General features: G+C 39.8%; 31 protein-coding genes. 7 read left to right on the plus strand and 24 right to left on the minus strand.

Annotation, left to right across the window (positions count from 1 at the left end):
• Positions 1-133: 133 nt before the first annotated feature.
• The 15 genes from H4683_RS00145 to H4683_RS00220 form a co-directional block, all read right to left on the minus strand.
• Entirely contained in the window at positions 134-850 is a 717-nt protein-coding gene (locus tag H4683_RS00145) for an ABC transporter ATP-binding protein (RefSeq protein ID WP_192596808.1), read from the minus strand.
• Positions 847-1,617 (minus strand): ABC transporter ATP-binding protein, encoded by a 771-nt coding sequence (locus tag H4683_RS00150; protein WP_192596809.1) that lies wholly within the window; start codon positions 1,615-1,617, stop codon positions 847-849. The genes H4683_RS00145 and H4683_RS00150 overlap by 4 nt, the downstream gene beginning before the upstream one ends.
• A gap of 78 nt (positions 1,618-1,695) precedes the next feature.
• Positions 1,696-2,679, minus strand: coding sequence for a branched-chain amino acid ABC transporter permease (locus tag H4683_RS00155; protein ID WP_225941793.1), 984 nt, complete (start codon positions 2,677-2,679; stop codon positions 1,696-1,698).
• Positions 2,680-2,681: 2 nt separating this feature from the next.
• Positions 2,682-3,587 (minus strand): ABC transporter permease subunit, encoded by a 906-nt coding sequence (locus tag H4683_RS00160; RefSeq protein WP_192596810.1) that lies wholly within the window; start codon positions 3,585-3,587, stop codon positions 2,682-2,684.
• A gap of 162 nt (positions 3,588-3,749) precedes the next feature.
• Positions 3,750-4,883, minus strand: a complete 1,134-nt coding sequence (locus tag H4683_RS00165; protein WP_225941794.1) for a branched-chain amino acid ABC transporter substrate-binding protein — start codon at positions 4,881-4,883, stop codon at positions 3,750-3,752.
• Positions 4,884-5,493: 610 nt separating this feature from the next.
• Positions 5,494-6,039, minus strand: a complete 546-nt coding sequence (locus H4683_RS00170; protein ID WP_192596811.1) for a peptidylprolyl isomerase — start codon at positions 6,037-6,039, stop codon at positions 5,494-5,496.
• On the minus strand, positions 6,039-7,718 hold the full coding sequence (locus H4683_RS00175; protein WP_192596812.1) for a peptide ABC transporter substrate-binding protein: 1,680 nt from the start codon (positions 7,716-7,718) through the stop codon (positions 6,039-6,041). Before H4683_RS00175 ends, H4683_RS00170 begins: the two co-directional genes overlap by 1 nt.
• A 93-nt stretch (positions 7,719-7,811) precedes the next feature.
• A complete protein-coding gene (locus H4683_RS00180) occupies positions 7,812-8,786 on the minus strand; it encodes an ABC transporter ATP-binding protein (RefSeq protein WP_275403048.1) in 975 nt (324 codons plus the stop codon).
• Positions 8,779-9,816 (minus strand): ABC transporter ATP-binding protein, encoded by a 1,038-nt coding sequence (locus tag H4683_RS00185; RefSeq protein WP_192596814.1) that lies wholly within the window; start codon positions 9,814-9,816, stop codon positions 8,779-8,781. Before H4683_RS00185 ends, H4683_RS00180 begins: the two co-directional genes overlap by 8 nt.
• 11 nt (positions 9,817-9,827) lie before the next feature.
• Complete coding sequence (locus H4683_RS00190; protein WP_192596815.1) at positions 9,828-11,027, minus strand: ABC transporter permease; 1,200 nt, start codon at positions 11,025-11,027, stop codon at positions 9,828-9,830.
• Between the two features lie 14 nt (positions 11,028-11,041).
• Positions 11,042-11,962 carry an ABC transporter permease gene (locus H4683_RS00195; protein WP_192596816.1) on the minus strand — a complete coding sequence of 307 codons (921 nt, stop codon included), beginning with the start codon at positions 11,960-11,962 and terminating at the stop codon, positions 11,042-11,044.
• A gap of 386 nt (positions 11,963-12,348) precedes the next feature.
• A complete protein-coding gene (locus H4683_RS00200; RefSeq protein WP_192596817.1) occupies positions 12,349-12,621 on the minus strand; it encodes an excalibur calcium-binding domain-containing protein in 273 nt (90 codons plus the stop codon).
• 135 nt (positions 12,622-12,756) lie between these two features.
• Positions 12,757-13,056 (minus strand): nucleotidyltransferase family protein, encoded by a 300-nt coding sequence (locus H4683_RS00210; RefSeq protein ID WP_192596818.1) that lies wholly within the window; start codon positions 13,054-13,056, stop codon positions 12,757-12,759.
• Entirely contained in the window at positions 13,053-13,454 is a 402-nt protein-coding gene (locus tag H4683_RS00215) for a nucleotidyltransferase substrate binding protein (protein ID WP_192596819.1), read from the minus strand. The genes H4683_RS00210 and H4683_RS00215 overlap by 4 nt, the downstream gene beginning before the upstream one ends.
• Complete coding sequence (locus H4683_RS00220) at positions 13,451-14,176, minus strand: Dph6-related ATP pyrophosphatase (protein WP_192596820.1); 726 nt, start codon at positions 14,174-14,176, stop codon at positions 13,451-13,453. Before H4683_RS00220 ends, H4683_RS00215 begins: the two co-directional genes overlap by 4 nt.
• 142 nt (positions 14,177-14,318) lie before the next feature.
• On the opposite strand from H4683_RS00220, the gene H4683_RS00225 reads away from it, so the two are divergent.
• The 3 genes from H4683_RS00225 to H4683_RS00235 are packed head-to-tail and all read left to right on the plus strand — an operon-like array spanning position 14,319 to position 15,912.
• Positions 14,319-14,816 carry an RNA polymerase sigma factor gene (locus H4683_RS00225; RefSeq protein ID WP_192596821.1) on the plus strand — a complete coding sequence of 166 codons (498 nt, stop codon included), beginning with the start codon at positions 14,319-14,321 and terminating at the stop codon, positions 14,814-14,816.
• On the plus strand, positions 14,813-15,685 hold the full coding sequence (rsiV, locus tag H4683_RS00230) for an anti-sigma-V factor RsiV (protein ID WP_192596822.1): 873 nt from the start codon (positions 14,813-14,815) through the stop codon (positions 15,683-15,685). The genes H4683_RS00225 and rsiV overlap by 4 nt, the downstream gene beginning before the upstream one ends.
• Positions 15,686-15,714: 29 nt before the next feature.
• Positions 15,715-15,912 (plus strand): hypothetical protein, encoded by a 198-nt coding sequence (locus H4683_RS00235; protein ID WP_192596823.1) that lies wholly within the window; start codon positions 15,715-15,717, stop codon positions 15,910-15,912.
• A 69-nt stretch (positions 15,913-15,981) separates the two neighbouring features.
• Here the strand turns inward: H4683_RS00235 and H4683_RS00240 are convergent, their stop codons facing one another.
• The 6 genes from H4683_RS00240 to H4683_RS00260 form a co-directional block, all read right to left on the minus strand.
• Positions 15,982-16,485 (minus strand): PCYCGC motif-containing (lipo)protein, encoded by a 504-nt coding sequence (locus H4683_RS00240; RefSeq protein ID WP_192596824.1) that lies wholly within the window; start codon positions 16,483-16,485, stop codon positions 15,982-15,984.
• Positions 16,486-16,520: 35 nt separating this feature from the next.
• On the minus strand, positions 16,521-16,961 hold the full coding sequence (locus H4683_RS00245) for an HIT family protein (protein WP_338062363.1): 441 nt from the start codon (positions 16,959-16,961) through the stop codon (positions 16,521-16,523).
• A 12-nt stretch (positions 16,962-16,973) separates the two neighbouring features.
• Positions 16,974-18,356: a class II fumarate hydratase gene (gene fumC, locus H4683_RS00250; protein ID WP_192596825.1), complete on the minus strand. Its 1,383-nt coding sequence runs from the start codon at positions 18,354-18,356 to the stop codon at positions 16,974-16,976.
• Between the two features lie 33 nt (positions 18,357-18,389).
• A complete protein-coding gene (locus H4683_RS00255) occupies positions 18,390-18,710 on the minus strand; it encodes an NUDIX domain-containing protein (RefSeq protein ID WP_338062364.1) in 321 nt (106 codons plus the stop codon).
• Entirely contained in the window at positions 18,697-18,843 is a 147-nt protein-coding gene (locus H4683_RS22085) for an NUDIX hydrolase (RefSeq protein ID WP_338062365.1), read from the minus strand. The genes H4683_RS00255 and H4683_RS22085 overlap by 14 nt, the downstream gene beginning before the upstream one ends.
• An 81-nt stretch (positions 18,844-18,924) precedes the next feature.
• Positions 18,925-19,857, minus strand: coding sequence for an HD-GYP domain-containing protein (locus H4683_RS00260; protein ID WP_192596826.1), 933 nt, complete (start codon positions 19,855-19,857; stop codon positions 18,925-18,927).
• Between the two features lie 414 nt (positions 19,858-20,271).
• Between H4683_RS00260 and H4683_RS00265 the strand changes: the two genes are divergently transcribed.
• Positions 20,272-20,736 (plus strand): NUDIX domain-containing protein, encoded by a 465-nt coding sequence (locus tag H4683_RS00265; RefSeq protein WP_192596827.1) that lies wholly within the window; start codon positions 20,272-20,274, stop codon positions 20,734-20,736.
• A 53-nt stretch (positions 20,737-20,789) separates the two neighbouring features.
• Here the strand turns inward: H4683_RS00265 and H4683_RS00270 are convergent, their stop codons facing one another.
• The 3 genes from H4683_RS00270 to H4683_RS00280 all read right to left on the minus strand — a co-directional run bounded on the left by H4683_RS00270 (position 20,790) and on the right by H4683_RS00280 (position 23,374).
• Positions 20,790-21,059: a hypothetical protein gene (locus H4683_RS00270; protein WP_225941795.1), complete on the minus strand. Its 270-nt coding sequence runs from the start codon at positions 21,057-21,059 to the stop codon at positions 20,790-20,792.
• 213 nt (positions 21,060-21,272) lie between these two features.
• Positions 21,273-22,823 carry a flotillin family protein gene (locus H4683_RS00275; protein ID WP_192596828.1) on the minus strand — a complete coding sequence of 517 codons (1,551 nt, stop codon included), beginning with the start codon at positions 22,821-22,823 and terminating at the stop codon, positions 21,273-21,275.
• Between the two features lie 17 nt (positions 22,824-22,840).
• Complete coding sequence (locus tag H4683_RS00280) at positions 22,841-23,374, minus strand: NfeD family membrane protein (RefSeq protein WP_192596829.1); 534 nt, start codon at positions 23,372-23,374, stop codon at positions 22,841-22,843.
• 335 nt (positions 23,375-23,709) lie between these two features.
• On the opposite strand from H4683_RS00280, the gene H4683_RS00285 reads away from it, so the two are divergent.
• From H4683_RS00285 to H4683_RS00295, 3 genes are all read left to right on the plus strand, one after another.
• Positions 23,710-24,330: a DUF47 domain-containing protein gene (locus H4683_RS00285; protein WP_192596830.1), complete on the plus strand. Its 621-nt coding sequence runs from the start codon at positions 23,710-23,712 to the stop codon at positions 24,328-24,330.
• Between the two features lie 11 nt (positions 24,331-24,341).
• On the plus strand, positions 24,342-25,340 hold the full coding sequence (locus H4683_RS00290) for an inorganic phosphate transporter (RefSeq protein ID WP_192596831.1): 999 nt from the start codon (positions 24,342-24,344) through the stop codon (positions 25,338-25,340).
• Positions 25,341-25,499: 159 nt separating this feature from the next.
• Entirely contained in the window at positions 25,500-25,700 is a 201-nt protein-coding gene (locus tag H4683_RS00295; protein WP_067205063.1) for a cold-shock protein, read from the plus strand.
• Positions 25,701-25,944: the final 244 nt, after the last annotated feature.

The raw sequence follows: 25,944 nt of genomic DNA on the forward strand, positions 1-25,944 counted from the left end.
CGCTTGGGCGTGGGATTGGTCGCTTCGAAAAAGGAATCGGTCGCTTGGGCGTGGGATTGGTCACACAAAAAGATATTCAATAGATAATAACAACCACTCTTGGTAAACTCACCAAGAGTGGTTATCTTTTCAATCATACACCCAAATAGGCTTTAATGATCTTATCATCTTCACGTAATACATCCGCTGTATCACTCATAATAATATTTCCAATCTCGATTAAATAGCCCCTGTTTGCCAAACGCAATGCAGCTTTGGCATTTTGCTCAATCAGCAAAATCGTCGTCCCTTGTTTGTTGATTTCCTGTATGATTTTCATGATTTCTTGGACAATGATTGGCGCCAATCCCATAGAGGGTTCATCCAACATAAGTAGTTTTGGATCCCCCATTAACCCGCGACTAATGGCGACCATTTGCTGTTCTCCACCACTCAATGTACCTGCTAGTTGCTTCGAACGTTCCTTCAATCGGGGAAACAAATCAAATGAGCGCTCAATTCCTTCTTTCACCCACTTTTTGTTCTTTCTGAATACATATGCCCCTAATTCTAGATTCTCTGTAACGGTTAACCCTCCAAAGATTCGCCTTCCTTCAGGGACATGAATAATTCCTAATTCAACAATTTTATGCGGAGGAAGACCAACAATACTCTGCCCATTCCATTCGATTTCACCAGATTTCGGTCTAATAATACTAGAGATTGTTTTAAGTGTAGTGCTTTTCCCTGCCCCATTACTACCAAGCAAGGTAACAATTTCACCTTTATTTATTTCCAAATTTATATCATTTAGCGCTCGAATTTTCCCGTAATAGGAGTTTACATCTGAAAGTTTTAATAAGGGTTTCAAACAGCATCCTCCTTACCTAAGTATGCTTCAATTACCTTTTCGTCTTGCAACACCTCATGCGGAGTCCCCTCTGCAATCTTACAACCATAGTCAATTACGGTAATATGTTCAGAGATTTGCTTTATCAAAGCCATATCATGTTCAATCATAAGTACGGTAATATTAAATTCATCACGAATACGTCGAATAAGATTTATCAAGTATTGCTTTTCTTCAAAATTCAACCCCGCAGCCGGCTCATCAAGAAGGATTATTTTCGGCTTTGTCGCCAAGGCACGTGCAATTTCCAAATACCTTTGCTCACCATAAGGTAAGTTTTTTGCAGCTCGATTCGTATACTTACGTATTCCAACAAAATCAATGCATTCCCGTGCGACTTCTTCTATTAACTGTTCTTCTGTCTTTTGGTTCTTTGTACGAAATAATGCGCCCCATACCGTTTGTTTTGTTCTGCAATGCATTCCCGATTTCACGTTATCTAATACGGACAAGTTCGGAAACAAACGAAGGTTTTGAAATGTACGAGCCATTCCTAACGATGTTATCTTACTAGGTTTTTTATTTATTAAACTATCGCCGTCTAAGATAATCTCTCCACCTGTAGGCCGATAAAATCCAGTAATCATGTTGAAAACTGAAGTTTTTCCCGCCCCGTTAGGTCCAATAATACTGGATATACTATTTTTTTCAACAGTAAAAGACAAATCATCAACAGCTAGTAATCCTCCAAATTGAAGTTTTAGATTCTTAACAGTTAAAATAGACATTTGATACCCCTCTCTTTCGAAGTTAGCGCCTATTAATAAGCCTTCTCTACTCCGAACCACGCTATAATTTATAGTGCATCAAACAGGCACTGATTGCTTCTTATCTTTAGATTCATCCTCTTCCAGATCGTCCTCATCGTCTGCTTCATGTTTTGCTGGCCATATTCCTTGAGGACGGAATACCATCATAACAATTAAGGAAACCCCAAATATTAAGTGACGCCAGTCATCTACACCACGTAAAATTTCTGGAAGTACAATGACCAAAGCAGCACCAACAACAACGCCTCGGATACTACCAAGCCCACCTAATACAACAGCGAGTAAAATCATAACCGATTGCTGGAAGCTAAAACTTAATGGTGCAATTGCAGTCATTTTAACAGCGAATACTGAACCTGCAAAACTACCAATAACCGCTCCGGATGCATACGATAATAATTTAAGACGGATACGATTAATACCCATTGCTTCGGCGGCGTCCTCATCTTCACGTATGTATACCCACGCTCGGCCTATTCTGGAATTACCTAACCGATAGACAATGATGATTGAAAGGATGGCGACCACTAAGATTAAATAATAAAAATCTTTTTGAGTTGACAAGACATAACTACCAATAGTAGGTCTAGGAATACCATAGATTCCTGAAGCTGATCCCGTAATCTCTAAGTTAATCGCCAATATTCTTACTATTTCACCGAAACCAAGTGTTACAATTGCTAAATAGTCACTTCTTAACCGTAGAGTTGGCGCACCAACAATGACTCCTGCAACGACCGCAAACAGGAAGGCCACAGGTAAGGTTAACCAGAAGGACCAGTGGAAAGTTGTCATTAAAATTGCTGTCGTATAAGCCCCAACTGCAAAGAATGCTGCATAGCCCAAATCCAATAACCCTGTATAACCAACAACTATATTTAATCCTTGAGCTAAGACGACATAAAAAAGAACGAACGTTAAGACATCTAACCAATAGATATTTAGAACGAATGGAAGGACCAACATTACAATGATAAGTAGTGACAGAGATTGTTTCTTATTTTTCATAAACTTTTTCATAGTTACATCCTCTCCATTTCTTTCGCTCCAAGTATTCCCGTTGGTTTAAATACTAAGAACAAGATGAGAATGCCAAATGCCAATACATCTTTCCATGATCCGCCTAAGTAAAAGGTTCCGTATGCCTCAACAATTCCAAGAACAAATCCACCTAGCATTGCACCTGTTATATTCCCGATTCCTCCTAAAACAGCGGCTGTAAAAGCTTTCAACCCAATAATGAAGCCCATCATGAAATTTATCGTTCCATAATAAACACCTGACATAATTCCTGCCCCGGCAGCTAAAAATGCCCCGATAAAAAAGGTTAGCGCAATAATTCGATACACATTAACCCCCATTAAACTAGAGGCCGTCTGATCTAATGCAATGGCACGCATTGCCTTTCCATAAATCGTTTTATCGATAAACAATCGTAGACCAATCATCAATAAGGCAGATAGTACAATCATTCCAATTTGGGCATATGAAATTTGAGCTCCAACTATTTCAAATCCATTTTTAGGCAATGAAATCGGATACACTTTATAAGATGCTCCCCATCCAAGCATTGAGGAGTTTTCTAGCGTTAAAGAAACACCGAGTGCTGTTATAAGGATAGAAAGCCGTGGTGCCAAAAGTAATGGACGATAAGCAAGCCTCTCCACGCCCATTCCTAGAAGTCCAACAATAACCATTGTGATGATAAACACCATTCCAATACCTAACAAACCTGTATTAAGTCCTCCATCCCCAGTTACAAGGGAAAGTAATGTAAATCCTACGAAAGCGCCGATCATATACAAATCACCATGTGCAAAGTTTAAGAGTTTAATAATTCCATAAACCATTGTATATCCTAAAGCTATTAAACTATAAAAGGCACCAATCACTAGTCCATCGAATAGAATTTGTAAAAAAATATCCACTAACTCACACCCTTTTCTATGCTGTTTTTCGTTAACTTAACAGTAGTAAAATGAGGAAAGTACCAATTGAGTGAAGTTCCATTTCGTTATGTAAAAGAATAAGTATCGTTGGAGCCGTTTACTCATTTCACAATGTTTAAACGCTCCAACGATTAAATACTTTTATTTTTCTAAAGTGAAATCTCCATCTACTACTTTCATAACATGGAAGTTTGATGAATTTAATGAATTCGTATCATTAAACTCAATCTCTTGTCCAATTCCTTTAAAACCCTTTGTCTCTTTTAATGCTTTTCTAAGCGCATCCTTATCTGTGGAATTTGCTCTGCTCAGCGCATCGACCAATAGATTTACACTATTATAAGATAGGGCAGAAAATGGTCCTGGGTCCGTGTCATATTTACTTTTGTAATCCTTAACAAAATCTTCTGCGCCAGGGATGAAGTTTGCTGTAGGTGTTGCCGTTACTAATAGATCGCTCGCATATTCTGTGCCAGCAATTTTGATAACATCCGGCGAATAACTTCCATCACCAACCATAAATAAACCTGGCACGCTCTTCTCTTTAAACTGTTTCACCATAAGACCAGCAGCAGCATAATAACCAGTAAAGTACGTCCCATCCGGATTAAGTGACTTCAGCTTCGTCATCAAAGAACCAAAGTCTTTTTCTTCAGGATTGATTGCTTCAAAAGCGATTACTTCTCCACCATTTGCTTCAACAGCCTTTTTGGCGAAATCAGCCATATCTTTAGCATATGCAGAGTTATCGTGAATAATCGCAATCTTTTTTGCGCCTTTTTCATTAAAATAATCGGCACCTGTTTGAGCTTGGTCGGGAACTAGCCCATTGATTAAAAATAGGTTTTCATACCCTTGCGCAGGTAATTCTGATGAATTGGCTGCTGCAACAATAATAGGAATCTTTGCATTTTCAAAAACGCCTGATGCAGGCAACGTTGCCCCTGAACAATAGCCTCCAACAACCGCTGTCACTTCCTGAGAAACAAGCTTATTGGCTGCGGTAGTTGCCGTTTGAGGATCACATGCATCATCAGCGACTTTCAGTATCAATTTCTTCCCTAAAACGCCGCCATCTGCATTCACTTTATCGACTGCCATTTTCATCGCATTTAACATGTCTTGCCCATCCGTTGCATTATTTCCTGATATAGGAAGAATAACGCCTATAGAGATCTCGCTACCACTGCTTTTCTCGCCTTCATCCGAACAACCGCTAAGAAAAAGTGAACAGATTAGCATAAACCCAATTATGAACATAAAACTTTTTTTCAAATTAATTCCCCCTACAATTTTTATAAGAAGCATACTTCTCCTAACTAACCTCCAAAACGTCTGTCGGAAAAACCGATCCGAATACCGCTAATTGTTCACCTCCTTTTTTTCACTGAAAAGTCAATTAATAAATAGCATTATAATGCCTAAATGTGAATCAATATGATTTTCACACAGCATAAAAAACCACTTATACGTATTTAAATTTGTATTATTACGCTATATTTCAATTATTTCAATATCTTAACAGTTGTAAAACCGAAAGTCTACAAGTTTTTAACAACTTCTTTTCGAATCGTTAAGGCAATCTCCTCGCCCAAGATAGTTCCACCACTGATGAAAAATTCCCGTTTTGAGTGCTTTCCATAATAATCCTTCTTCCACTTTTATGATCATATAATACTTATTGCAAGTTGCGTGCCAATAATCAAATCATTCGATATTGTTGCTATCTACCGAATTTTCCCCCCTATAATTGTATAGAAATTTATACATGTATATTATAAGGGGTCGTCCACAGTCACCCACACAATTAATATACTATTCCAACAATTATAAAAGGACGAAAAAAACAGGCTGACAAGGAATTCTCCTCGCCACCCTGGTAAATTTATTCGACTACACTTATAACCGGTTTATCGTAGCTGTTACCAAACAGTTCGACAGTTACCTTGACCATCTGTTGAATTTCTAAAGGTTTATCTTTCCCATCGGTCTTTACGTTTGCAATACGATCTACTTCTTCATAGCCTTCAATCACCTTACCAAAAGCCGCATACTTTCCATCTAATCTAGCTGTCGGTTTATGCATGATAAAAAACTGGGAGCCTGCCGAATTTGGATCTTCAGTTCTTGCCATGGAAATGACGCCCTCAATATGTTTCATATCGTTTGCATGCCCATTCTCACTAAATTCTCCAGCAATCGTATAGCCGGGGCCTCCCTCACAACTAGCAAGAGGGTCTCCACCTTGAATCATAAATCCAGCGATTGTTCTATGAAATGTTAGGTTATTAAAAAATCCTTTAGTTGCAAGATCTATGAAGTTTTTTACCGTGTTAGGAGCAATTTCCGGAAACAGTTCGACACGAATTTCACAACCATTTGACATTACAATTATTGCAATTGGATTTTTCGATAGTTTATTCTGATCCATTATTCTCCTCTACCTTCCACATAAGCATCTCGGAAATAAATATTACCTAGAATACTTCTCTTCCAACCTTTTACGTGTTCAGCCATCATCATTACATTTGTACTATGATAAATCGGCAAAATTCTCATTTCATTCATCAATATATCTTCAGCATTGTGCATAGCCTCAATAGATTTTGACGGATCTAGTTCTCTTTTTGCTAATTCTAGATGTTTATCATACTCTTCACTTGTCCAATTCGTCATATTATTCGGGCTATTTGAAGCGAATACATCGAAGAATGTCATAGGATGCGCATAATCTCCACCCCAGCCCATGTTTCCAATATCATAATCATGGACTTCGACTTCTTTACGATAAACCTTCCATTCCGCAGATTTTAATTCCAAATCAATATTCAAATTCTTCTTCCACATTTGTTGTAATGCCTCTGTCACTTTTTTTGCAGTATCATTTGAATAATACTTTAATGTAAGCTTAGGGAAACCTTGACCATCCGGATAACCTGCTTCCGCAAGAAGTTTCTTAGCTTCTTCAATATCACCAGTCTCCGTTAGACCATAAGTGCCGCCTGCTTCTCTAAAATCTTGGCCTTCTAAAATCATGCCACCCGGTATTAAAGCGAAAGCTGGCTCTTGTCCACCTTGTGTAACGTTCTCGACTATTTCTTTACGGTTTATGGCTAGAGCTAAAGCTTTTCTAACCTTTTCATCATCTAAAGGCTTAACCTTATTGTTAAGTAAAAAGTAAGTTGTACCAAGTGCTGGTAGGACGATAAATCGATCGTCATTCGCTTTTAATCTGGCTATTTCTGCTGTAGGAACTCCATTAATGCCATCTACATTATTCGATTCCATAGCCGTAAGACCCGTAGCCAATTCTGGTACAATGCTAAACTTGATTTCTTCTAATTTTACGTCATCTTTGCCCCAGTAATTCTCATTTTTCACAAGTGTATAAGACTCACCGAATTTTAATTCTTTCACCTTAAATGGCCCATTGCTAATAAATGTTTCTGGGTTTCTGTGCCAAGCGTCTGGATCTTTATCAACAGCGCTTTTCTGAACAGGAAAATAAGATGAAAAAGCAAACATTTGCATCATATAAGGTACTGGAGATTCTAGTGTAACTTCTAGTGTTGTATCATTCACAACTTTAACACCTAGTTGGTCTACATCTACTTCACCATTATAAAATTTTTCTCCATTCTTAATATAGGGATACATCATGAAAGAATAATCAGAAGCCGTAGCAGCCGTCATGACTCTTGTCCAAGAATATAAAAAGTCATTCGCGTTCAATGGCGTTCCATCAGACCATTTAGCATCTTCTCTTATATTAAATGTGTATACAAGGCCGTCCTTACTGACATCCCACGACTTTGCCACACCTTCTTGCGGCTCATAGTTTTCATCCATTTGTACCAATCCCTCAAAAGCATTTGACAGAATTGGAGCGGCATACGTTTCTGCTGTAAGTCCTGGATCTAACTTATCTGCTTCATTGTTGAGTACATATACAATCTTTTGTGAATCAGAGCTACCCGGAGTATCCTTCGCATCTGGCACTTTATCCACGTCTTTTTTACCCTCTTTACCTGAATCAGCTGCACTGCATCCTACCACTAGAAATGCTAATAGAAGGACGAAAAAAAGGACGAAACCTCTACTTTTATTCATATTATTTTCCCCTTTCAATTTTAACTGTCTATTAATAAATGACTATTCTCGGATAACAGTCCCCGATTAAAATCAATTTACCCCTTTTAATTATTACAGTAAATGACAAGCCGCCAAATGATTAGTTCCTATTTCTTTGAGTAACGGCTCTTCCTTCTTACATATATCCATTGCGTATTTGCACCTAGAAGCAAATCTACATCCCGGTGGAGGATTAAGCGGACTCGGAAGATCTCCGTCCAATAAAATATCCTCTTCCGGCTTTGCTGCTTGTGGGTCAAGAAAAGGTACAGAGGCTAGTAATGCTTTTGTGTAAGGGTGTGCAGGATGTTTATACACTTCCTCGCTGTCCGCAATTTCAACTAGTTTTCCCAAATACATGACGCCCATTCGGTTCGATATATATTTAACCATTGAAAGATCATGGGCAATAAATAAGTAGGTCAATCCCATTTCTTCCTGTAAATCTTGCAGCATATTCACTACTTGTGCTTGAATTGAAACATCTAGCGCCGAAATTGGTTCGTCACATATTACGAAATCAGGATTCACAGCCAAAGCTCTTGCAATCCCAATTCTTTGTCTTTGCCCACCACTGAACTCATGAGGATATCTCGTCGCATGCTCTTTTTTTAATCCCACTTTATGCAAAAGATTCTCTATGATATCCATTCGTTCATGCTTAGAACCAATCTGATGCACTAACAGCGGTTCGGATATTATATCTTTGACAGTCATTCTAGAATTCAATGATGCATAAGGGTCTTGAAATATCATTTGCATTTTCTTTCTGTGTGACTTTAATTCAGATTCTTTCAATTTACTAATATCAACGCCGTCTAATATAATCTTTCCTTCCGTTGATTCGTGAAGTCTAATAATTGTTCGTGCAGTAGTCGATTTACCACAACCTGATTCTCCTACCAATCCAAGTGTTTCACCCTTCTTGATTGTGAAACTTACATCATCTACTGCTTTTAAAAGTGCAGGTTCTTTGCTGAATAACTTTTTACCCATATTGAAGTATTTTTTGAGATTGTGAACTTCCAACATATTTTCGTTATTCATATAATTCATCACCTTCACTCAGAAAATCACTTTTGGGTGCTTCTTCATGTAAAAGCCAGCACATGGAGCGATGTCCTTCTTGTATATAGGTATGCTCTGGACAAGTTGTTGTACATATTTTCATAGCATAATCACATCTTGGCGCAAATGGACAGCCTTCAGGAGGGTTAACCAAATTAGGTGGAGTTCCTTTAATTGGTTCTAGTCTACTTTGCTGATCCATGTCTGGTCTGGGAACTGATTTTAAAAGACCTAGCGTATAAGGGTGTTTAGAACGATAAAATATATCTTCTACCGACCCCTCTTCCATAATCATGCCACCATACATGACAACTATTCTCGAACATATATCTGCCACTACTCCTAAATCATGCGTAATTAGCATAATCGATGTATTAAATTCGCCTTTAAGATTTTTCATTAGTTTTAAAATTTGTGATTGTGTAGTTACATCTAATGCTGTCGTCGGTTCATCTGCAATTAACAAATCAGGCTCACAAGAAAGTGCTATAGCAATCATCACACGTTGCCTCATCCCTCCACTGAATTCAAAAGGATAATCTTTCATTCTTTTTTCTGCATCCGGTATTTTCACCATATTTAAAAGGTTAATCGCCTTTTCTTTCGCTTGTTTCTTATTTAAGGGTTGATGCTCTATGATTGTCTCCATAATCTGTTCCCCCACAGTAATTAAGGGATTCAATGAAGTCATGGGATCTTGAAAAATCATCGAAATTTCATTGCCTCGAATTTTCCTCATTTCTTTCTCAGACCGTTGAGCTAAGTCTTGACCTTTATAAATGATATTTCCACTTATTATTTTCCCCGGATGTTGGAGCAGTTTGAGAATCGACATAGCAGTGACGCTTTTTCCGCTACCTGATTCTCCTACCACACCCACAACCTCTCCTTTATTTATCGTAAGATCAACATCTCTCACCGCTTTAACTTCACCAAAATGTGTGAAGAAAGAAGTTTGTAAGTGATTTACTTTAAGCAGTATTGAATCATCTTTCATTTCCTGGTTCATAGTCACACCTCCTATTTACGAAGCTTTGGATCCAAAGCGTCTCTTAAGCCATCACCGATCAAATTAAAAGCAATCATGGTAATACAAATCGCGATTGCCGGGAAAAACAGTTGGTATGAGAATGAGCGGATAGACTCTAACGCTTCATTACAAAGAGTTCCCCACGATGCCATAGGTGCGGTAACACCAAGCCCTATAAAGCTCATAAAAGCTTCCATAAAGATTGCACTTGGAATAAGCATAGTCAATGTTACGATAATCGCTCCCATGGCATTTGGTAAAAGATGTGTTGTTATTATTTTTAAAGGTTTAGTTCCGATTGTTTTAGCTGCATATACAAATTCTTCTTCTTTTAAAGATAGCATTTGTCCCCGAACGACACGGGCCATATCAACCCAATATACGGAACCTAGAGCAATGATAATGCTGAGAAGTCCGGAATTAAGTACAACCATTATCAATATCACATATAATGTCAACGGGATAATGCTGATGATATCAACAATTCTCATCATTATATTATCTACTTTTCCTCCAAAAAATCCGGCAATTCCACCGTACATCATTCCAATTAAGAAATTAACTAATGCTGCTACTACAGCTACAAGTAGGGAGACCCTAGCTCCATACATAATTCTGGTTAGAAGGTCTCTACCTAAATGGTCAGTTCCAAGGAGATTAGTTTTATTTGAGACATTTTTATGTTCCCCAAACACTTTCCCATTCTCATCTGTAAGAACTAACGTATTTTTTGTACTGTAATCAATTATTGCAGTCCCATTTCCTACTGTATAAATTAATTGTTTTTTAATCATATCTTCTTTATCTTTTTCTAGAACTCTGATAATTTCTCCATTTGACTTAGTAAGATACAATTTCATATTTTTATGAAGATATAAATACTCTTCTCCAACTTTGTATATATCGTATCTTGGAGGAATATTAGAGGTTGATAGGTTTTGATTATCATACGTATGATTTGTTAATAGTGGACCCACAAGCGCAAATAAAATTAGCGCTAGTATGATTATTAGACCAAATAGGGCTCCCTTGTTACCTCTCAACCTTCTCCAAACATCTTGCCAGTAAGTTAAACTGACATGAGACAAGCTCTTTTCATCCTTCTCACTTTCAGGAAGCTTCCCCCACAGAGTTGGATCTATACTGGGCTGTTGTTTAGCAACGACATTCTCTATCGTTTTTTCTGTCATCCTACTGCATCCCCTTACTTATTTAATTTAATTCGGGGATCGATTAATCCATAGATTAAATCCACGATAAACACGATGACTACTAATATAACAGCGTAAAATATAGTGATTCCCATGATCGTTGTGTAATCTCGATTGGTGATACTTTGAACAAAATGGCGCCCTATCCCTGGAAGAGCGAATATCTTTTCAATTACAAAGGAGCCTGTTAGCATGGCTGCTATGAGTGGACCTACTATTGTTACTACTGGAATTAAACCGTTCCTTAGACCGTGCTTAATAATGATTTTCGATGGTCGAAGTCCCTTTCCCCTAGCTGTTCGCATATAGTCCTGCTGAAAAACTTCAATCATGCTTGATCTTGTTAATCTAGACACAAACGACAGAGAAAATCCAGAAAGCGCCAAAACAGGTAAGATATATCCTTGCCATTGTTCAACCCCATATGCAGGCGTCCAGCCTAGCTTTAATGAGAATACATACAACAGTAAAGTTCCGATTACAAAAGAAGGAATTGTAACTCCTAAAGTTGCAAGTAACATGACTAGAGTGTCTGGCCATTTGTTTTGATTGAGAGCCGCAAAAATGCCAATTGGTATACCCACTATTAGAATAAGAGCTACGGACAACAATCCTACTTTTGCCGAAACAGGTAACCCCGCTTTTATTAATTCATTGACGGTCATCCCTTCGTATTTAAAAGACGGGCCAAGATCAAATTGGGCTACACTTTTTAAATAATCAAAGTATTGTTTCCATAGTGGATCATCTAGATGATACTTTTCACTCAATGCCTTTGCTACAGCTTCGGGAACATTTTTATCGCCTGTAAAAGGGCCCCCCGGAATAGAATGCATGAGGAAGAAAGTCAATGTAATAATCATGAATAAAGTAATAATAATAGCTACTAATCTTTTAACAACATACAGTGTCATACAAAAACCCCTTCACCTATATTCTCCTAATGTTTTACTTAATTGATATAATATTTTACTTTTTAAAAAAATGCGTAATTCCCTAAAAAGTTATTATTATACAATAAACTTACAAAATAACCCTATTACACTAATAATAATTCACTTTCTTGAATTAATGTTACGTTAATCAAATTTAATTGTCAATACTATTTCACTATTACAAATAGATAATAATGTAGCCACTTTCATGACCCGTACCAGTCAATTATTCACATAAAAATGATTTGCTTTATGAAAAAAAAAAAAAAAGAAACCTGTCTTTTGTAAACGACATGCTTCCCTTTTTGCATTTCAGTATAAGTGTTTATCAAACGCATTTACATTGGCAAGTAAAAAAGGATTCCCTACCTCTCACATGCAATCAAATCTTTATCGCGATCTCTTGCTGTATTTGCATTATAGATTGCCTCAGATACAAACGGTTTATATTTCGTTTTGCCACCCTTGTTTTTGGCAGTGGAAGATTTCGCCACGCCGCCCGAGTATTCTTTGTTCATCTCTTTACAATTAGCAAATTTCACAACTTTCGGTGCCGGCGCTGCCTCAACTTTCATTCCGCTGAATGACAAACTGATTACGATGGCGAGTGTCAGCAATAATGTACATACTTTTTTCATTTAATCACCTCCAATCAGGCATAGCGAATGAGTGATTCAACTATTTCAATTGCGTCTACATTTCCGACAATGTCTACATCATTTTCAACAAGTAGTCCATACAAGTCATATATCCAATTCCTAACTATAGAATCATCATCGGAACCTTTTTCCATGAACGTCAATATGTTCCCTCAGCCCTGAATGATTCAATTTTTCATAATGTAGAACATCGAAAAAATAAGGGATTGTCGTTTCTTCATTCAACTCAAACAACACTTTCATTAAGACCTCACTCGTTATTTTCGGACCCTTCAATGCAATATCCACGTCTGAACCCTTTTTAAAATTTTCCATGGCCCTACTTCCAAATACAATAATTTCTCCAATTTCAGGATATTTTGCGAACACTCTACGCATTTCGGTGAGATCACGTTCTATTAAGCCGAACATCATTCCATTTCCCCCTGTAACTTGACACTTAGTTGTTTCATCATAGGGATAAATGTCGTAATGATTTTAGAAATCGCTTTTTTCGCTTCCTCTTCATCGTATAAATGAACTGTAGTGTTTCGCATCACAAGCCCGTCTAACCAATCATGTCCATTGCCAATTAGTTCAATCTGCACAGCTGTCTTGATGGATTCACGAGGGCTTTTTACAATTAATCCTTCAGACTCCAGATAGTCCTTCATTAGTTTCCAAGAAAGTTCAAAAGTCATTTCGAAAAACTGAATAATTCCAGCCTGCTCCAATTCATTTCCCGGTTCTTCTTTCGTATATTTCTCAAGGAGCGCAAACGACCTTGAAAAGTTCTCAAACCGCTGTTTCCACCGTATATCTTTGTCATTCATTCCGATTCCTCCAATCTCACTCCCAAGAATACATAACCATTCCGTTCACTTAGCTCCGAAAAAACGACCGGCACCCTTTCGCTAAAAATCGGCCCATCTACAACAACGGTATGGAATTCACCGGATTCTCCGCATGAATCAATACCGAGCGCTTCGAGTTCGTCCATTAGTTCTGTTGTGAATTTCCGACCGATGAAATGCGCAGGCATCGTTTTTGTGTTAACGACGATGATATAGGCCTCAAATCCGACTTCGATGAATTCTTCTAGTATTTTTCGACGCGGTTCCATCCATAATGGGTGGACTGCTTCCATCTCAACTTTCGCACATGTGGTCTGGACCCAGTTCAAATGATCTTCAATATCGATATCACCGAAAACACCATGATAAATACCTACTACTTTACATTCTTTCATTGCATCCAGAAACTGTGCTTCATAGCTTTCCCAATCCGCTCCCCTAATCATAAGGGGAACGCCCAGGCTCTCTCCTTGCGCTTTCACTATTTCAATTGGCAATGCATGCGATTTAGATTGTTTTTCATCTGGCTCAAACATTGTCAATAACTGTTTAGGGATTGCCCCTGCTTTGATTGCCCGATAATAGGCCATTGCGGAGTCCTTGCCGCCACTCCAAGATGCAACAAATGATTGGTTTTCCAATTCATATTCAACCTCTATTCCTATTTCGTCACTGATTCCTTCATATATACTAGAAATCATACCATATTTCCACTAATATCGGGCTTAGGTAACTGAATACTTATTATTTTAATCAACCCAAAACTTTCCACGTAGCCAGCCCGTCAAATAATATAGAACGTGATCGCGACGCGTTGAGAAATGAAGAAGGTGACCTTTTGTCATGACAAAAAACGAGAAATTCATACTTGTAGAAAACTTCATAGTAGAAAATCGGGAAGCCCACTACCGTTTGGCGTACGGTTATGTGAAAAACAAGGAAAATGCACTCGATATCGTTCAGGATGCGATTTTAAAGGCGCTCAACTCGATTGATCGTCTGGAAGAGCTCGCCTATTTAAAAACGTGGTTTTATCGAATTATCGTCAATACCGCGATTGATTTCATCCGAAAGCATCAGCGTGTGACGTTGATGGATGACGACATTCTCGTTCTTCATCTACCTAAGATTGAAGATGAGTTGACCGACATGGATCTTCAAGATGCGATAGACCAGTTGCCACCACAGTATAAAAGCGTTATCATTCTCCGCTTTTTCGAGGATTTGAAAATCGAGGAGATTGCTGAAATCATGGGAGTGAATGTCAACACGGTCAAGACGAGGTTATACACGGCTTTAAGGAAACTACGGGTTGAAATGGGAGAGGAGTTTACATTATGAAAAAGTTAAACAATTTGAAAAATAAATATAATGAAATTGAAATTCCTTCTGAGTTGGAGGATGTTGTGAAGTCATCGATTCGTCAGGCAAAAACGACAGGTAAGAAACGCGGTTATGTAAAACAATGGACAATCGGTGCTGCAGCAGCAGCCGCTTTGTTTATAGGCAGTATCAATATGAGTCCATCTTTTGCGCAAGCAATGGTGAATGTACCTGTATTGGGTACCATCGTTGAGGTGTTCACTATACAGCAAATGACGATTAATGAAGTGGATCACCAAGCCGATTTGAAAACGCCGGCAATTGAAGGATTGACGGATAAAGGACTACAAGCTGCATTAAACGAGAAGTACATTGCAGAGAATAAAATGTTATTCAAACAGTTTGAACAGGATGTTGCGGAATTGGAAAAAGCGGGCGGCGGTCATCTTGGCGTGCACACAGGATATGAAGTTGTAACGGATACCGACCAACTGCTATCCATTGCACGATATGAAGTAAATACAGTTGGGTCGTCTTCAACTACGATGAAATATGACACAGTCGACAAACAAAATAATGTTTTGATTACGTTGCCAAGTCTATTTAAAGGTAATCTCTATATCGATGTCATCAGTAAATACATTGTGAATGAGATGAAAGCGAACATGGCGGCAGATGAAAATATAACGTACTTCCTCTCCACTGATGAATTTGGTGGGTTTGAAAAAATCTCAGCGGATCAGTCTTTCTATATCACAGCGGACAATAAACTTGTCATCTCTTTCGACAAATATGAAGTAGCACCAGGTTCGATGGGTGTTCTGAAATTTGAGATTCCAACTGACCTTGTGAAAGAATTGTTGGTTAGTAACACCTATATTCATTAATCGTATGTCCCGCACATGGAGAAATCCGTGTGTGGGATTTTTTGTTGGATGAGGGGTTACTTCTACGGCAAGCAACCGATTTCACTGGCGAAGCGACTGATCTTTCAATCAAGCGACCGATTTCACCGGCGAAGCGACCATTCTTACCTACAAACGACCGTTTTCACTGGCGAAGCGACTATTCTTACCTTCAAGCGACCGTTTTCACTGGCCAAACTACTGATTAGCCATTTATCCAATTTAAAAAACTCCTCCATATCCCAAATTTCTCAGGGGTAGGAGGAGTTTACTAGTATTCATGCTGGCATCGGTGTGTCTGTTGGTTCTGCATAGCCTTCTTTATATGTTTCATCAATAAACTCACGAATTTCTTTCAATGATTTTCCTTCCTTTGTCATCTGAACGGATTGGACTGCAATATCGAGACATACTTGACAACGTGTACCGTGGTCATCCCACACGATAGAACCATCTTCACGAATTTCATCGATAAAACAGTTCATGTTGCTGCCATGTCCTGCGCTTTCACCACATCCACAATAACAGGGCATCCATTTAATAATGTCTGCTGCCGTTCCTGCAACTTGGTAGACGAGTCGCATATTTTCTGGTTTATCATCGAGAAATACTGGTAACTTATCAACGGAAGCCGTCACTTCCTGCAAATCACCGTTTGGCAATTGTTTATGATCACCATGTGCCATTTCGTGATTTTCTTCATTATCAATCTGCGCTTTTTCGCTACATGCTCCGAGGACAAGAACCATCGCCAGTAAAGTTAGCATTAGACTCTTTTTCAATTGGTGTCCACTCCTTCATATTCTGAATTGTCCTTTTAGCATATCGGAGTTTCGTACTGTCGTGGGTTACAATTTTGTGGACAATCAAGTATGGCGCCGATTAGCTTGTTGTTTAATCCAATAACGGATTCCTTTTCCCACATGCGGCTCATCCTCAAAACGTGGAATGACATGTAAATGGGCGTGTGGAATCGATTGCCCACCCGTTTCCAACCGACTGAATAATCGTCGTGTCCGTAGCGTTTTTCCAAATAAACTTTCGCCTTGAGCAATAGTTTCTGCGTATCCGCCCATTCTTCCACCGTCAATGAAAATACATTAACAGCATGTCGCTTCGGAACAATAAGCCCGCTTATATCCAACACCTTCTGTTCAGATGATTTTTGGATATAAGCGCATGTTTCGTTTTCAAAAATGATTTGTTGTTCTGGATCCGCGAGTAAATTGCAATATGGACAATCTTTTTCGTACATCACTGACTCGACTCCTTATCTCCCAATCATTTTCGATGGATCGACGTATTCATCAAATTGTGACTCCGTTAATAATCCAGTTTTGAGTGCCGCTTCTTTCAACGTTGTACCTTCCGCGTGAGCCATTTTTGCGATTTTCGCTGCATTTTCATAGCCTATATACGGATTGAGGGCCGTGACCAACATAAGTGAATTTTTCACTTTACGGTCGATTTCTTCACGGTTTGGTTCAATGCCGATTGCGCAGTTGTCGTTGAAGCTAATCATAGCGTCACTTAACAACGTTACCGATTGTAGGAAGTTGAAGATGATGACTGGTTTGAAGACGTTCAATTCAAAGTTGCCTTGGCTGGCTGCAAAACCGATTGTCACATCGTTCCCCATCACTTGAGCAACGACCATGGTCAGTGCCTCACTTTGTGTCGGGTTCACTTTTCCTGGCATGATGGAACTGCCCGGTTCATTTTCCGGAATCGTAATTTCTCCAATACCAGAACGCGGTCCGCTCGCGAGCCAACGTACGTCATTGGCGATTTTCATAAGGTCCGCAGCGAGTGCTTTGATGGCGCCATGTACGTAGACGACTTCATCATAACTTGTGAGTGAATGAAATTTGTTGGTCGCTGATGTGAATTCGATGCCGATCGCTTTGCTAATTTCGACGGCCACGCGGTCACCAAATCCCACAGGAGCGTTCAATCCCGTTCCTACAGCTGTTCCGCCGATTGCGAGTTCTTTCATCGATTCGACGCTGTCTGTTAGCATTTTTCCGGTTTTCTCAAGCATCCGATGCCAGCCGCTGATTTCCTGACCAAGCGTCAAAGGGGTTGCATCTTGGAGATGAGTGCGACCGATTTTGATAATGTCCATAAAGCTTTGCGATTTTTCACCAAGCGTATTTTTTAGTTTGGCAATTGAAGGCAGAAGTTGCTGTTCGACCGCGACGACACCTGCGACATGCAAGGCTGTTGGGAATGTGTCGTTCGAACTTTGCGATTTGTTAACATCGTCGTTCGGGTGGAGTTTTTCTACTTCTCCCCACTCTTCTAGCAATTGATTGCCACGATTGGCTAGCACTTCGTTCATATTCATGTTAGATTGCGTTCCGCTTCCTGTTTGCCAAACGACGAGTGGAAAATGGTCGTCCAATTCGCCTGCAATCACTCCATCCGCTGCGGCCGAAATGGCTTTCATCTTCATTTCTGACAGAGCACCTTGGGCATGACTTGCGATTGCCGCCGCTTTTTTCAGATGAGCAAATGCGCGAATGATCCCGATCGGCATTCTTTCGCCACCTATTTTGAAGTTCTGTTTACTGCGCTGTGTCTGCGCGCCCCACAGCTTGTCCGCAGGTACTTTTATTTCACCGAATGTGTCATGCTCAATACGATAATCCATAATGCATCCACCTTTCGTTTATCTCTACTTCCATTATCCCATTATTGGCCTCTTTTTTTCATGTGCCCAGTCTTGGATGAAGGCTTGTTGCCTCGGATTCAAGTTTGCGGGTAACTCATTTCGTCCGAAGAATCGGTGCTCTTTACTTTCTTCGCCATCCTGTTTTAGCTCTCCAGAAAAGGTATCTGCATGAAAAATAATTTGCACACTATATACTTGGTCCCCGTTTGGATACGTCGCAAAACATGACTCGCCAGAATAAAGTCCAAATAATTGAAGTTCATCTACAAGTAAACCAGTTTCTTCAAAGGTTTCTCTCTTAGCCGTCTGCTCAAAAGTTTCACCAAGTTCCATGACACCGCCAGGTATCTTCGTCCGAACGATTTTGCAATACTATTTTATCACCTTTCGTTATGATTATGCCACACCCCACCGTTAAGAGTAGCTCCTTGCCAACCAATTTCCTCATTGTTTGAATATAATCCATGTTACTTCCCCCTTTTGCGCATTGTCTCTGTAATTTAGGTATATACAAAAGACCCGGTTACCCGGGCCTTCTTACAAATTTTCATTTCCAATTGAACTGATTTTTCTCCAGTATTTCCAGGAATGCTTCAACCACTATGGGATTGAATTGTGTTCCTTTTCCATTCTCAAGTTCTTTCACAGCTACCTGTATAGTCAATGCCTTTTTGTATACACGATCCGTCGTCATTGCATCGAATGCATCAACGACGGATACGATGGAGGATTCTAGTGCGATTTCATCATTCTTAAGACCATATGGATAACCCTTTCCATCGAATCTTTCATGATGTTGCTCAACGATGAATGCAACATCCTTTAGCCACAAAATCGGGTGGTTTCGTATGATTTCCGCACCCTCCGTCGTATGAGTCTTCATAATTTCCCACTCCTCGGATGTTAGCTTCTCTGGCTTATTTAGTATATCCACAGGTACAACCCGCTTGCCGATATCATGAAAATAGGCTCCCCACCTTAGTGTGCGGAGACTTTCCTTCGGTAATCCAAGATGCTTCCATACTTCGATTGAATAATCTTTGATTCGGTTGCAATGCATATAGGTATAATCGTCAACTGCCTCAATCGCATCCGCCTCTATAAGAAGTAATTGTGTTTCAAAAAATCGGGGCTCATAACTTTTCGCATCCATTTTGATCAAAATATCCACATTCGTCTTTCCATAAAACGAAATGATCTGTTCATATTGTGATACATCGATTGTTTCACCAATCTCCAAAATACGACGTTTTCCCCTACACTCCATTTCAACGACTCCGTTTAGTATCGTATACGTCTCTACTAAAGCATCTTCTGAATTGTACTGGGCCCAAAGTATTCCATCCTCACGCAATGAATAAAGTGCATTCGACAATCCGTCCCATCTTCCTAGTAAGATAACGTCCGCGTGACAATAACGAAGCTCCGGGTAACCATCATCTGTATAGTCGTGATAAGACTGATTTTCAGCAAACTTCATAAGCATCCCCCCGGATTAATCCACATGATTGTCAGACCTCGTCTGAATACTTCCATTATAACAAATTCAACATGAATTTCATACACAATTTTCCATATTGTTGTCAAATAATGTCGATTACAACTCTTTGTTCGTATACGATGTATGATTGATTTATAGTAAATTATAGCTAAAGGGAAACTTCAATCAGAGAGGGTTTTTCTCATCCCCCACTGATTTTAACAAGGAACTCAGACTAAGAGCATCGCATCCTGTGATAACGTCTGAGTGACCAACATCCTGTTACCCGAACCACTCGGGCTTTAAAGAGGAATCGAACTTTATTCCGCAACACTTCGGGCAGTTGATCCTCCACTTACACTTCTTGGTGGTCTTACTGCCCGTTAATGTAAGATAAATAAGGGAGTGTTTAAAATGTTAATAAGAAACTCTGCAAGGGCTTTATTAATTCAAAACAATGCTGTATTGGTTGTTAAAGCAGTTGAACCTTATGGGGAGTGTTATTTCTTACCGGGAGGTGGGCAGGAGCCAGGAGAAAACCTTCGAGATACTGTGCAACGTGAGTGTATGGAGGAATTGGGGGCAGAAATTGAAGTAGGTGATATGCTTTTTGTACGTGAATATATTGGTGAAAATCATATGTTTGCTCAATACGATTCGATGATCCATCAAGTTGAGTATATATTCATTTGTCATTTAAAAGATCCTCTACAAAAACTAACTATGGGGCTTAATGCCGATGATGGGCAGATAGGAATAGAATGGCTTTCGTTGAGTGACATGGCCCAACTCAATTTTTACCCGAAGGCAATGCTTGGCTATGTAGTAGATTATCTGAATGGTAAACAGGTTCCTACTTATATTGGTGACACCATCTAATACTAGGTTGAGAGTAAAATAAAAAGACCCAGTTTCCCCGGGTCTTTTGCTAGTTAAAGTTCCTGTCTTAATGCATTAATGACGTCAATTTTCGTTGCTTTACGTGCTGGACGCCATCCTGAAATCATCGCCACGCCAATGCTAATTGTAGATGCGATTAAGATTGAGATGGTCCCTACAAAAACAAGTCCCGCTTTTAGTGCTAGGAAAAAGACATCGAGCTGATCCAATTCATTCGCGATGGAATAAACGCTATATCCATCATCTTTCAATGCAGATGATACCGATTTAACATTTTCTAATTCATCAGCGTAGACATTCACATTGCCATAAAAATGAAGCCTTTCTTAAGAATATGGATTACAAGAAGGTGAAACGTTTGATAGTTTTGTATGTCATTGCACGGACGGGCTTCCTTTTACTTGGCGGATATACTTTTATTCGTTTGTTGATTAGCGGAATAGTTAAAAGTAATTTATTCAACACATAAAAACCGGAACGCTTTATGCGCTCCGGCTCTCCCTACTAGTAAAAACTTATTCTTCTTCGCTAACCGCCAACTCTTCTATAACAGCTTGTTTCGTATTTGCGGCTTTCACTTCGTTTGTTAGTTGGTCAATACTCGGACGGATGTTACCTTTGCCAGAGTAGTTTGAAAGCATTTCTTTTACATCAATGCCTGACGAAGCTTTCAACGTTTCTTGCAGCGTCGACATTAAGTTTGTTGCGTAGGACGTGATTTTATTGGCACCGCCGCCTTCGCCACCTCCCGTATCAACGACTGTAATCTTATCGATATTAGCAAGTGGACTTGCGATTTGTTTCGCGTATTCAGGAAGCATGTGGACAATCATATCGAGCATTGCCGCTTGACCGTACTGCTCGAATGCTTCCGCAATTTTCCGTTTCGCTTCCGCTTCTGCAAGACCTTTTAGACGGATAATATCCGCTTCTGATTCACCTTGTGCACGCAAAGAATCGGCTTTCGCCGTCCCGTCAAGGCGGACTTTTTCCGCATCAGCTTTCGCACGAGCTTCAATTCGATATTTCTCAGCATCCGCTTCAGCCATCTGTTTTGATTTATCGGCTTCGGCATTTTGCTCGATTGCATAGCGATCCGCGTCCGCTTTTTTCTTCACTTCTGAATCGTACTGCTTCTCACGACGTAGAATCTCTTTCTCTTCCAGTTCAATCTGCTTTTGACGTTCGATAATTTGAATTTGCATTTCTTGCTCCATGACTTCCTGCTTTGAGCGAGCTGTTTGCAATTCATACGCTTGGTCGGCACGTGCTTTCGCGACGTCCTGTTCAAGTCGGTATTCTGCAACTTTCAACTGATTCTCTTTTTCGGCTTCTGCAATTTCCGTCGCACGTTCAATCTCCGCTTTTTGTGCTTCTTTGGATGCTTCAGCATTTTTAATGCGCGTTTCTTTCTCTGCCTCAACCGTTGCGATATCGGCATCACGCTTTACTTGTGCAATACGTGGTTTCCCGAGTGAGTCGAGATAGCCGTTTTTATCGCGCACATCTTTAATTGTAAATGAAACGATAACGAGTCCCATTTTCGAAAGATCCTGCGAAGCAACACGTTGCACTTCCTGAGAGAACATATCGCGATTTTTATAAATTTCTTCCACTGTCATCGAACCGAGAATCGAACGCAAATGACCTTCCAATACTTCTTTCGCTTCGTTTTCACGATCCGCTTTTGACTTCCCTAAAAACTGCTCAGCAGCTGTTGCGATTTCTGCAATCGATCCACCAATTTTAATGATCGCTGTTCCATCCGCCATAACTGGAACACCTTGCTCCGTATACACTTCCGGCGTCGTCACTTCGAGTTTGCTCGATAATAGACTAAGTGGTGCCGCTTGTTGGAATACGGGGAAGACGAACGTTCCGCCCCCGCGGATGATTTTAATACGGTTGCCCGACTCATCCTTATGTACATTTTTCGACCCAAGATAACTTCCTGTCACGATGAGTGCCTCATCTGGCCCAACCGTGCGGTACTTCGTAATGAAGACAAGAATAATAGCCAATAAAACAAATACGACAACACCAATTGCAATCCAAATTTCCATCATCTTTTTCCCCCTTTACCTTATTTGAAGCGAAATGGTTCATACTCCTTGACGATGAATGTGCCATCCTTCACTTCGATAACCAATACTTCTTTTTCATAATCAATTGCCGTGTTCTCGTACCCTGCTGCCCTTTTTGAAATCACTCCATTGACCGTCTCGATGACGATTTCGCCGAAGCCATCGACAGGAACAGGCGTGATTACCTTACCGACTTGGCCTATAAGTGACTCATCCGTATAGGCCATCGACACTTCCGCAGACTTTAATGGAAGAAGGACAAAGAAATAAAGAAGTAAATCAAGTACAAATGCGACGGCGATTGCAACTGCCAGTATGAGTCCACTACTCCAATTTGTAACTAGTTCCAAAACATATCCAACAGCTGCAACGAATGTTAAGAAAGCAAGGATGACTGCTGGATCTAAAAACGGACTTCCTTCACCAATTCCTTCTACTATATCGCTGAAAAGGACGTACAGTAACGTTGCAAGACCTGCGATAATCAGCGCGTATAAATAGACTTGCACAATCGGCATGCCAAACAGTTCCATTCCATCACCTCCGATTCTACTCTTTTCCGACCTACCTATGTATACGTATAAATACACCATTAGTTTCAATTTGCAGAAAATTAATTATGGATCCTCATCTTTTTCATTGAATGGTTTAATTTAATTAAATCTAAAAACGAATTTCATTGGATAAATACCCTTTTGTGCAGTATTATTTATATTACATCCAAAGACTCAATTTCAATTAATGGTGCTTCATAACAATTGGCACTTTATCCCTCGAAATACGTGTCGAATTTTGTTCTTATTTGAATGATTCTTTGCTATGATAGGAATACTAAAATTCATTTCCGGAGACGGATGGAGGCTCACTAATGTTTGGTCAAAGAAAAGAAGATCCTTTTTTCACAGCACTGCTTACAATTGCAGAAAATGTGCAAGAAGCGGTTCATTATGCGAATGATTTCAAAGTGCATACAGTAACAGATTTGAAGGAAGTGAGCATCAAGCTCAAAAACTATGAAACGGAAGGCGATACGCTTATCCACGAACTCATTACGAAGCTTAACAAGTCATTCATGACACCGATTGAACGGGAAGACATCTTACAACTATCCATCAAGATGGATGATATTTTGGATGGCATCGAGGAATTTGCAGCACATCTCGAAATGTTCTCTCTGACTGAAATCGATGAGTATGTCCAAAAGTTCATGGATAATATCGTGAAAAGCACGGATGAGATTGTTAAAGCAATGAAATTACTCGCTCGGAAGAAACTTGTTGAGATGCGTGATCATACGGTAATCATAAAAGAGTACGAACGTATTTGTGATGAGATTCTTCGTACTTCCATCAAACAACTTTTCATTAGTGAAAAAGATCCAATCCGTATCATCCAATATAAAGACGTTTATGAGCAGCTTGAAGATATCGCAGATTACTGCCAAGATGTGGCGAATACAATTGAAACAATCATAATGCGCAACGCGTAAGGAGGAGCAGAGTGGATACAGTACTTTTCCTTACAATTCTTGTTGTCGTTTTTGCGCTTGCTTTTGACTTCATTAACGGTTTTCATGACACTGCGAACGCTATCGCAACGTCTGTTTCGACACGTGCACTAAAGCCTCGGACTGCCATCTTAATGGCCGCCATCATGAACTTTGTCGGGGCTCTTACTTTTACAGGAGTCGCCAAAACAATTTCAAAGGATATTGTGGACCCGTTCGTTCTCGAAAACGGAGCACTTGTTATCTTAGCTGCACTCACTTCAGCAATCTTTTGGAATCTGATTACATGGTATTTTGGGATTCCTTCCAGTTCATCACATGCCTTGATTGGTTCAATCGCTGGTGCGGCTATTTCTGCGGCTGGTTTCGGCATTTTGAATTATGGTGGATTTTCAAAAATATTACAAGCACTCCTTATTTCACCATTCGTCGCAATTGCGGGTGGCTTCCTACTGATGTCGCTGTTCAAGGTTTTATTGAAGAATAAAAATCTATTCAAGGCCAATAAGCGGATTCGTTATTTACAAATCGGTACCGCTGCACTGCAATCGTTCACACATGGGACAAACGATGCGCAAAAAGCGATGGGTATCATTACGATGGCGCTCATCGCCGCAGAACTGCAGACATCGGATGACATTCAACTTTGGGTCCGGATTGCGGCCGCGACTGCGATGGGTCTTGGTACATCAATTGGCGGATATAAAATCATCAAAACCGTCGGCGGCAAAATCATGAAAATCCGCCCTGTACACGGGGCTGCTGCTGATTTATCATCCTCATTGATCATTTTTGGCGCGACACTCATCCATTTACCTGTAAGTACGACGCATGTCATTTCCTCTGCAATCATGGGTGTCGGTTCTGCTCAACGTGTAAAAGGAGTTAAGTGGGGCGTTGCTAAAAAGATTGTTATTACGTGGATTATCACTTTACCAATTTCCGCAACAATCGCCGCGATTGTTTATCAAATTCTTAACTTGTTTTTTTAATTTCAACATATTGCTTGCTTTGTGATTTGGGCTCTGCTATGATAAAGAAGAATTATTTTTGTTCGGCGTGATGGTCTAGAAATACATCTTGACCGCTTCAAGACTTGAGCAAGGATAGTAATACAATGTGTGCCTAAAGCACACGAGGAGGAAACAAACATGGAACAAGGTAAAGTAAAATGGTTTAACGCAGAAAAAGGTTTTGGATTTATCGAACGTGAAGATGGCGACGACGTATTCGTACACTTCTCAGCTATCCAAGGCGAAGGCTTCAAGTCTCTTGAAGAAGGCCAAGACGTGACATTTGAAATCGAGCAAGGCCAACGCGGTCTTCAAGCTACAAATGTAAACAAAAACTAATCTGAATTAACCATTCAAAAGCCAGCCCTTTAGAGGGTTGGCTTTTTTCTGTATGTATTTATTTAAATGATGGATTGGAGAGGGTTATCACCCCCTCAGTATGCGTTATCATCGCTTCAGAGGAGTCTATCCCGCTATCGTCCACTTCATCACCGACACGGGCCAAATTATCACCATCTACCACCCTACCCTACCCTAAAAAAAGACTTTTCTCATATTATCCGCTACTATAGAAAGATAGAAT

The organism is Sporosarcina limicola, assembly GCF_014873855.1.
GTDB classification, from domain to species: Bacteria; Bacillota; Bacilli; order Bacillales_A; family Planococcaceae; genus Sporosarcina; species Sporosarcina limicola.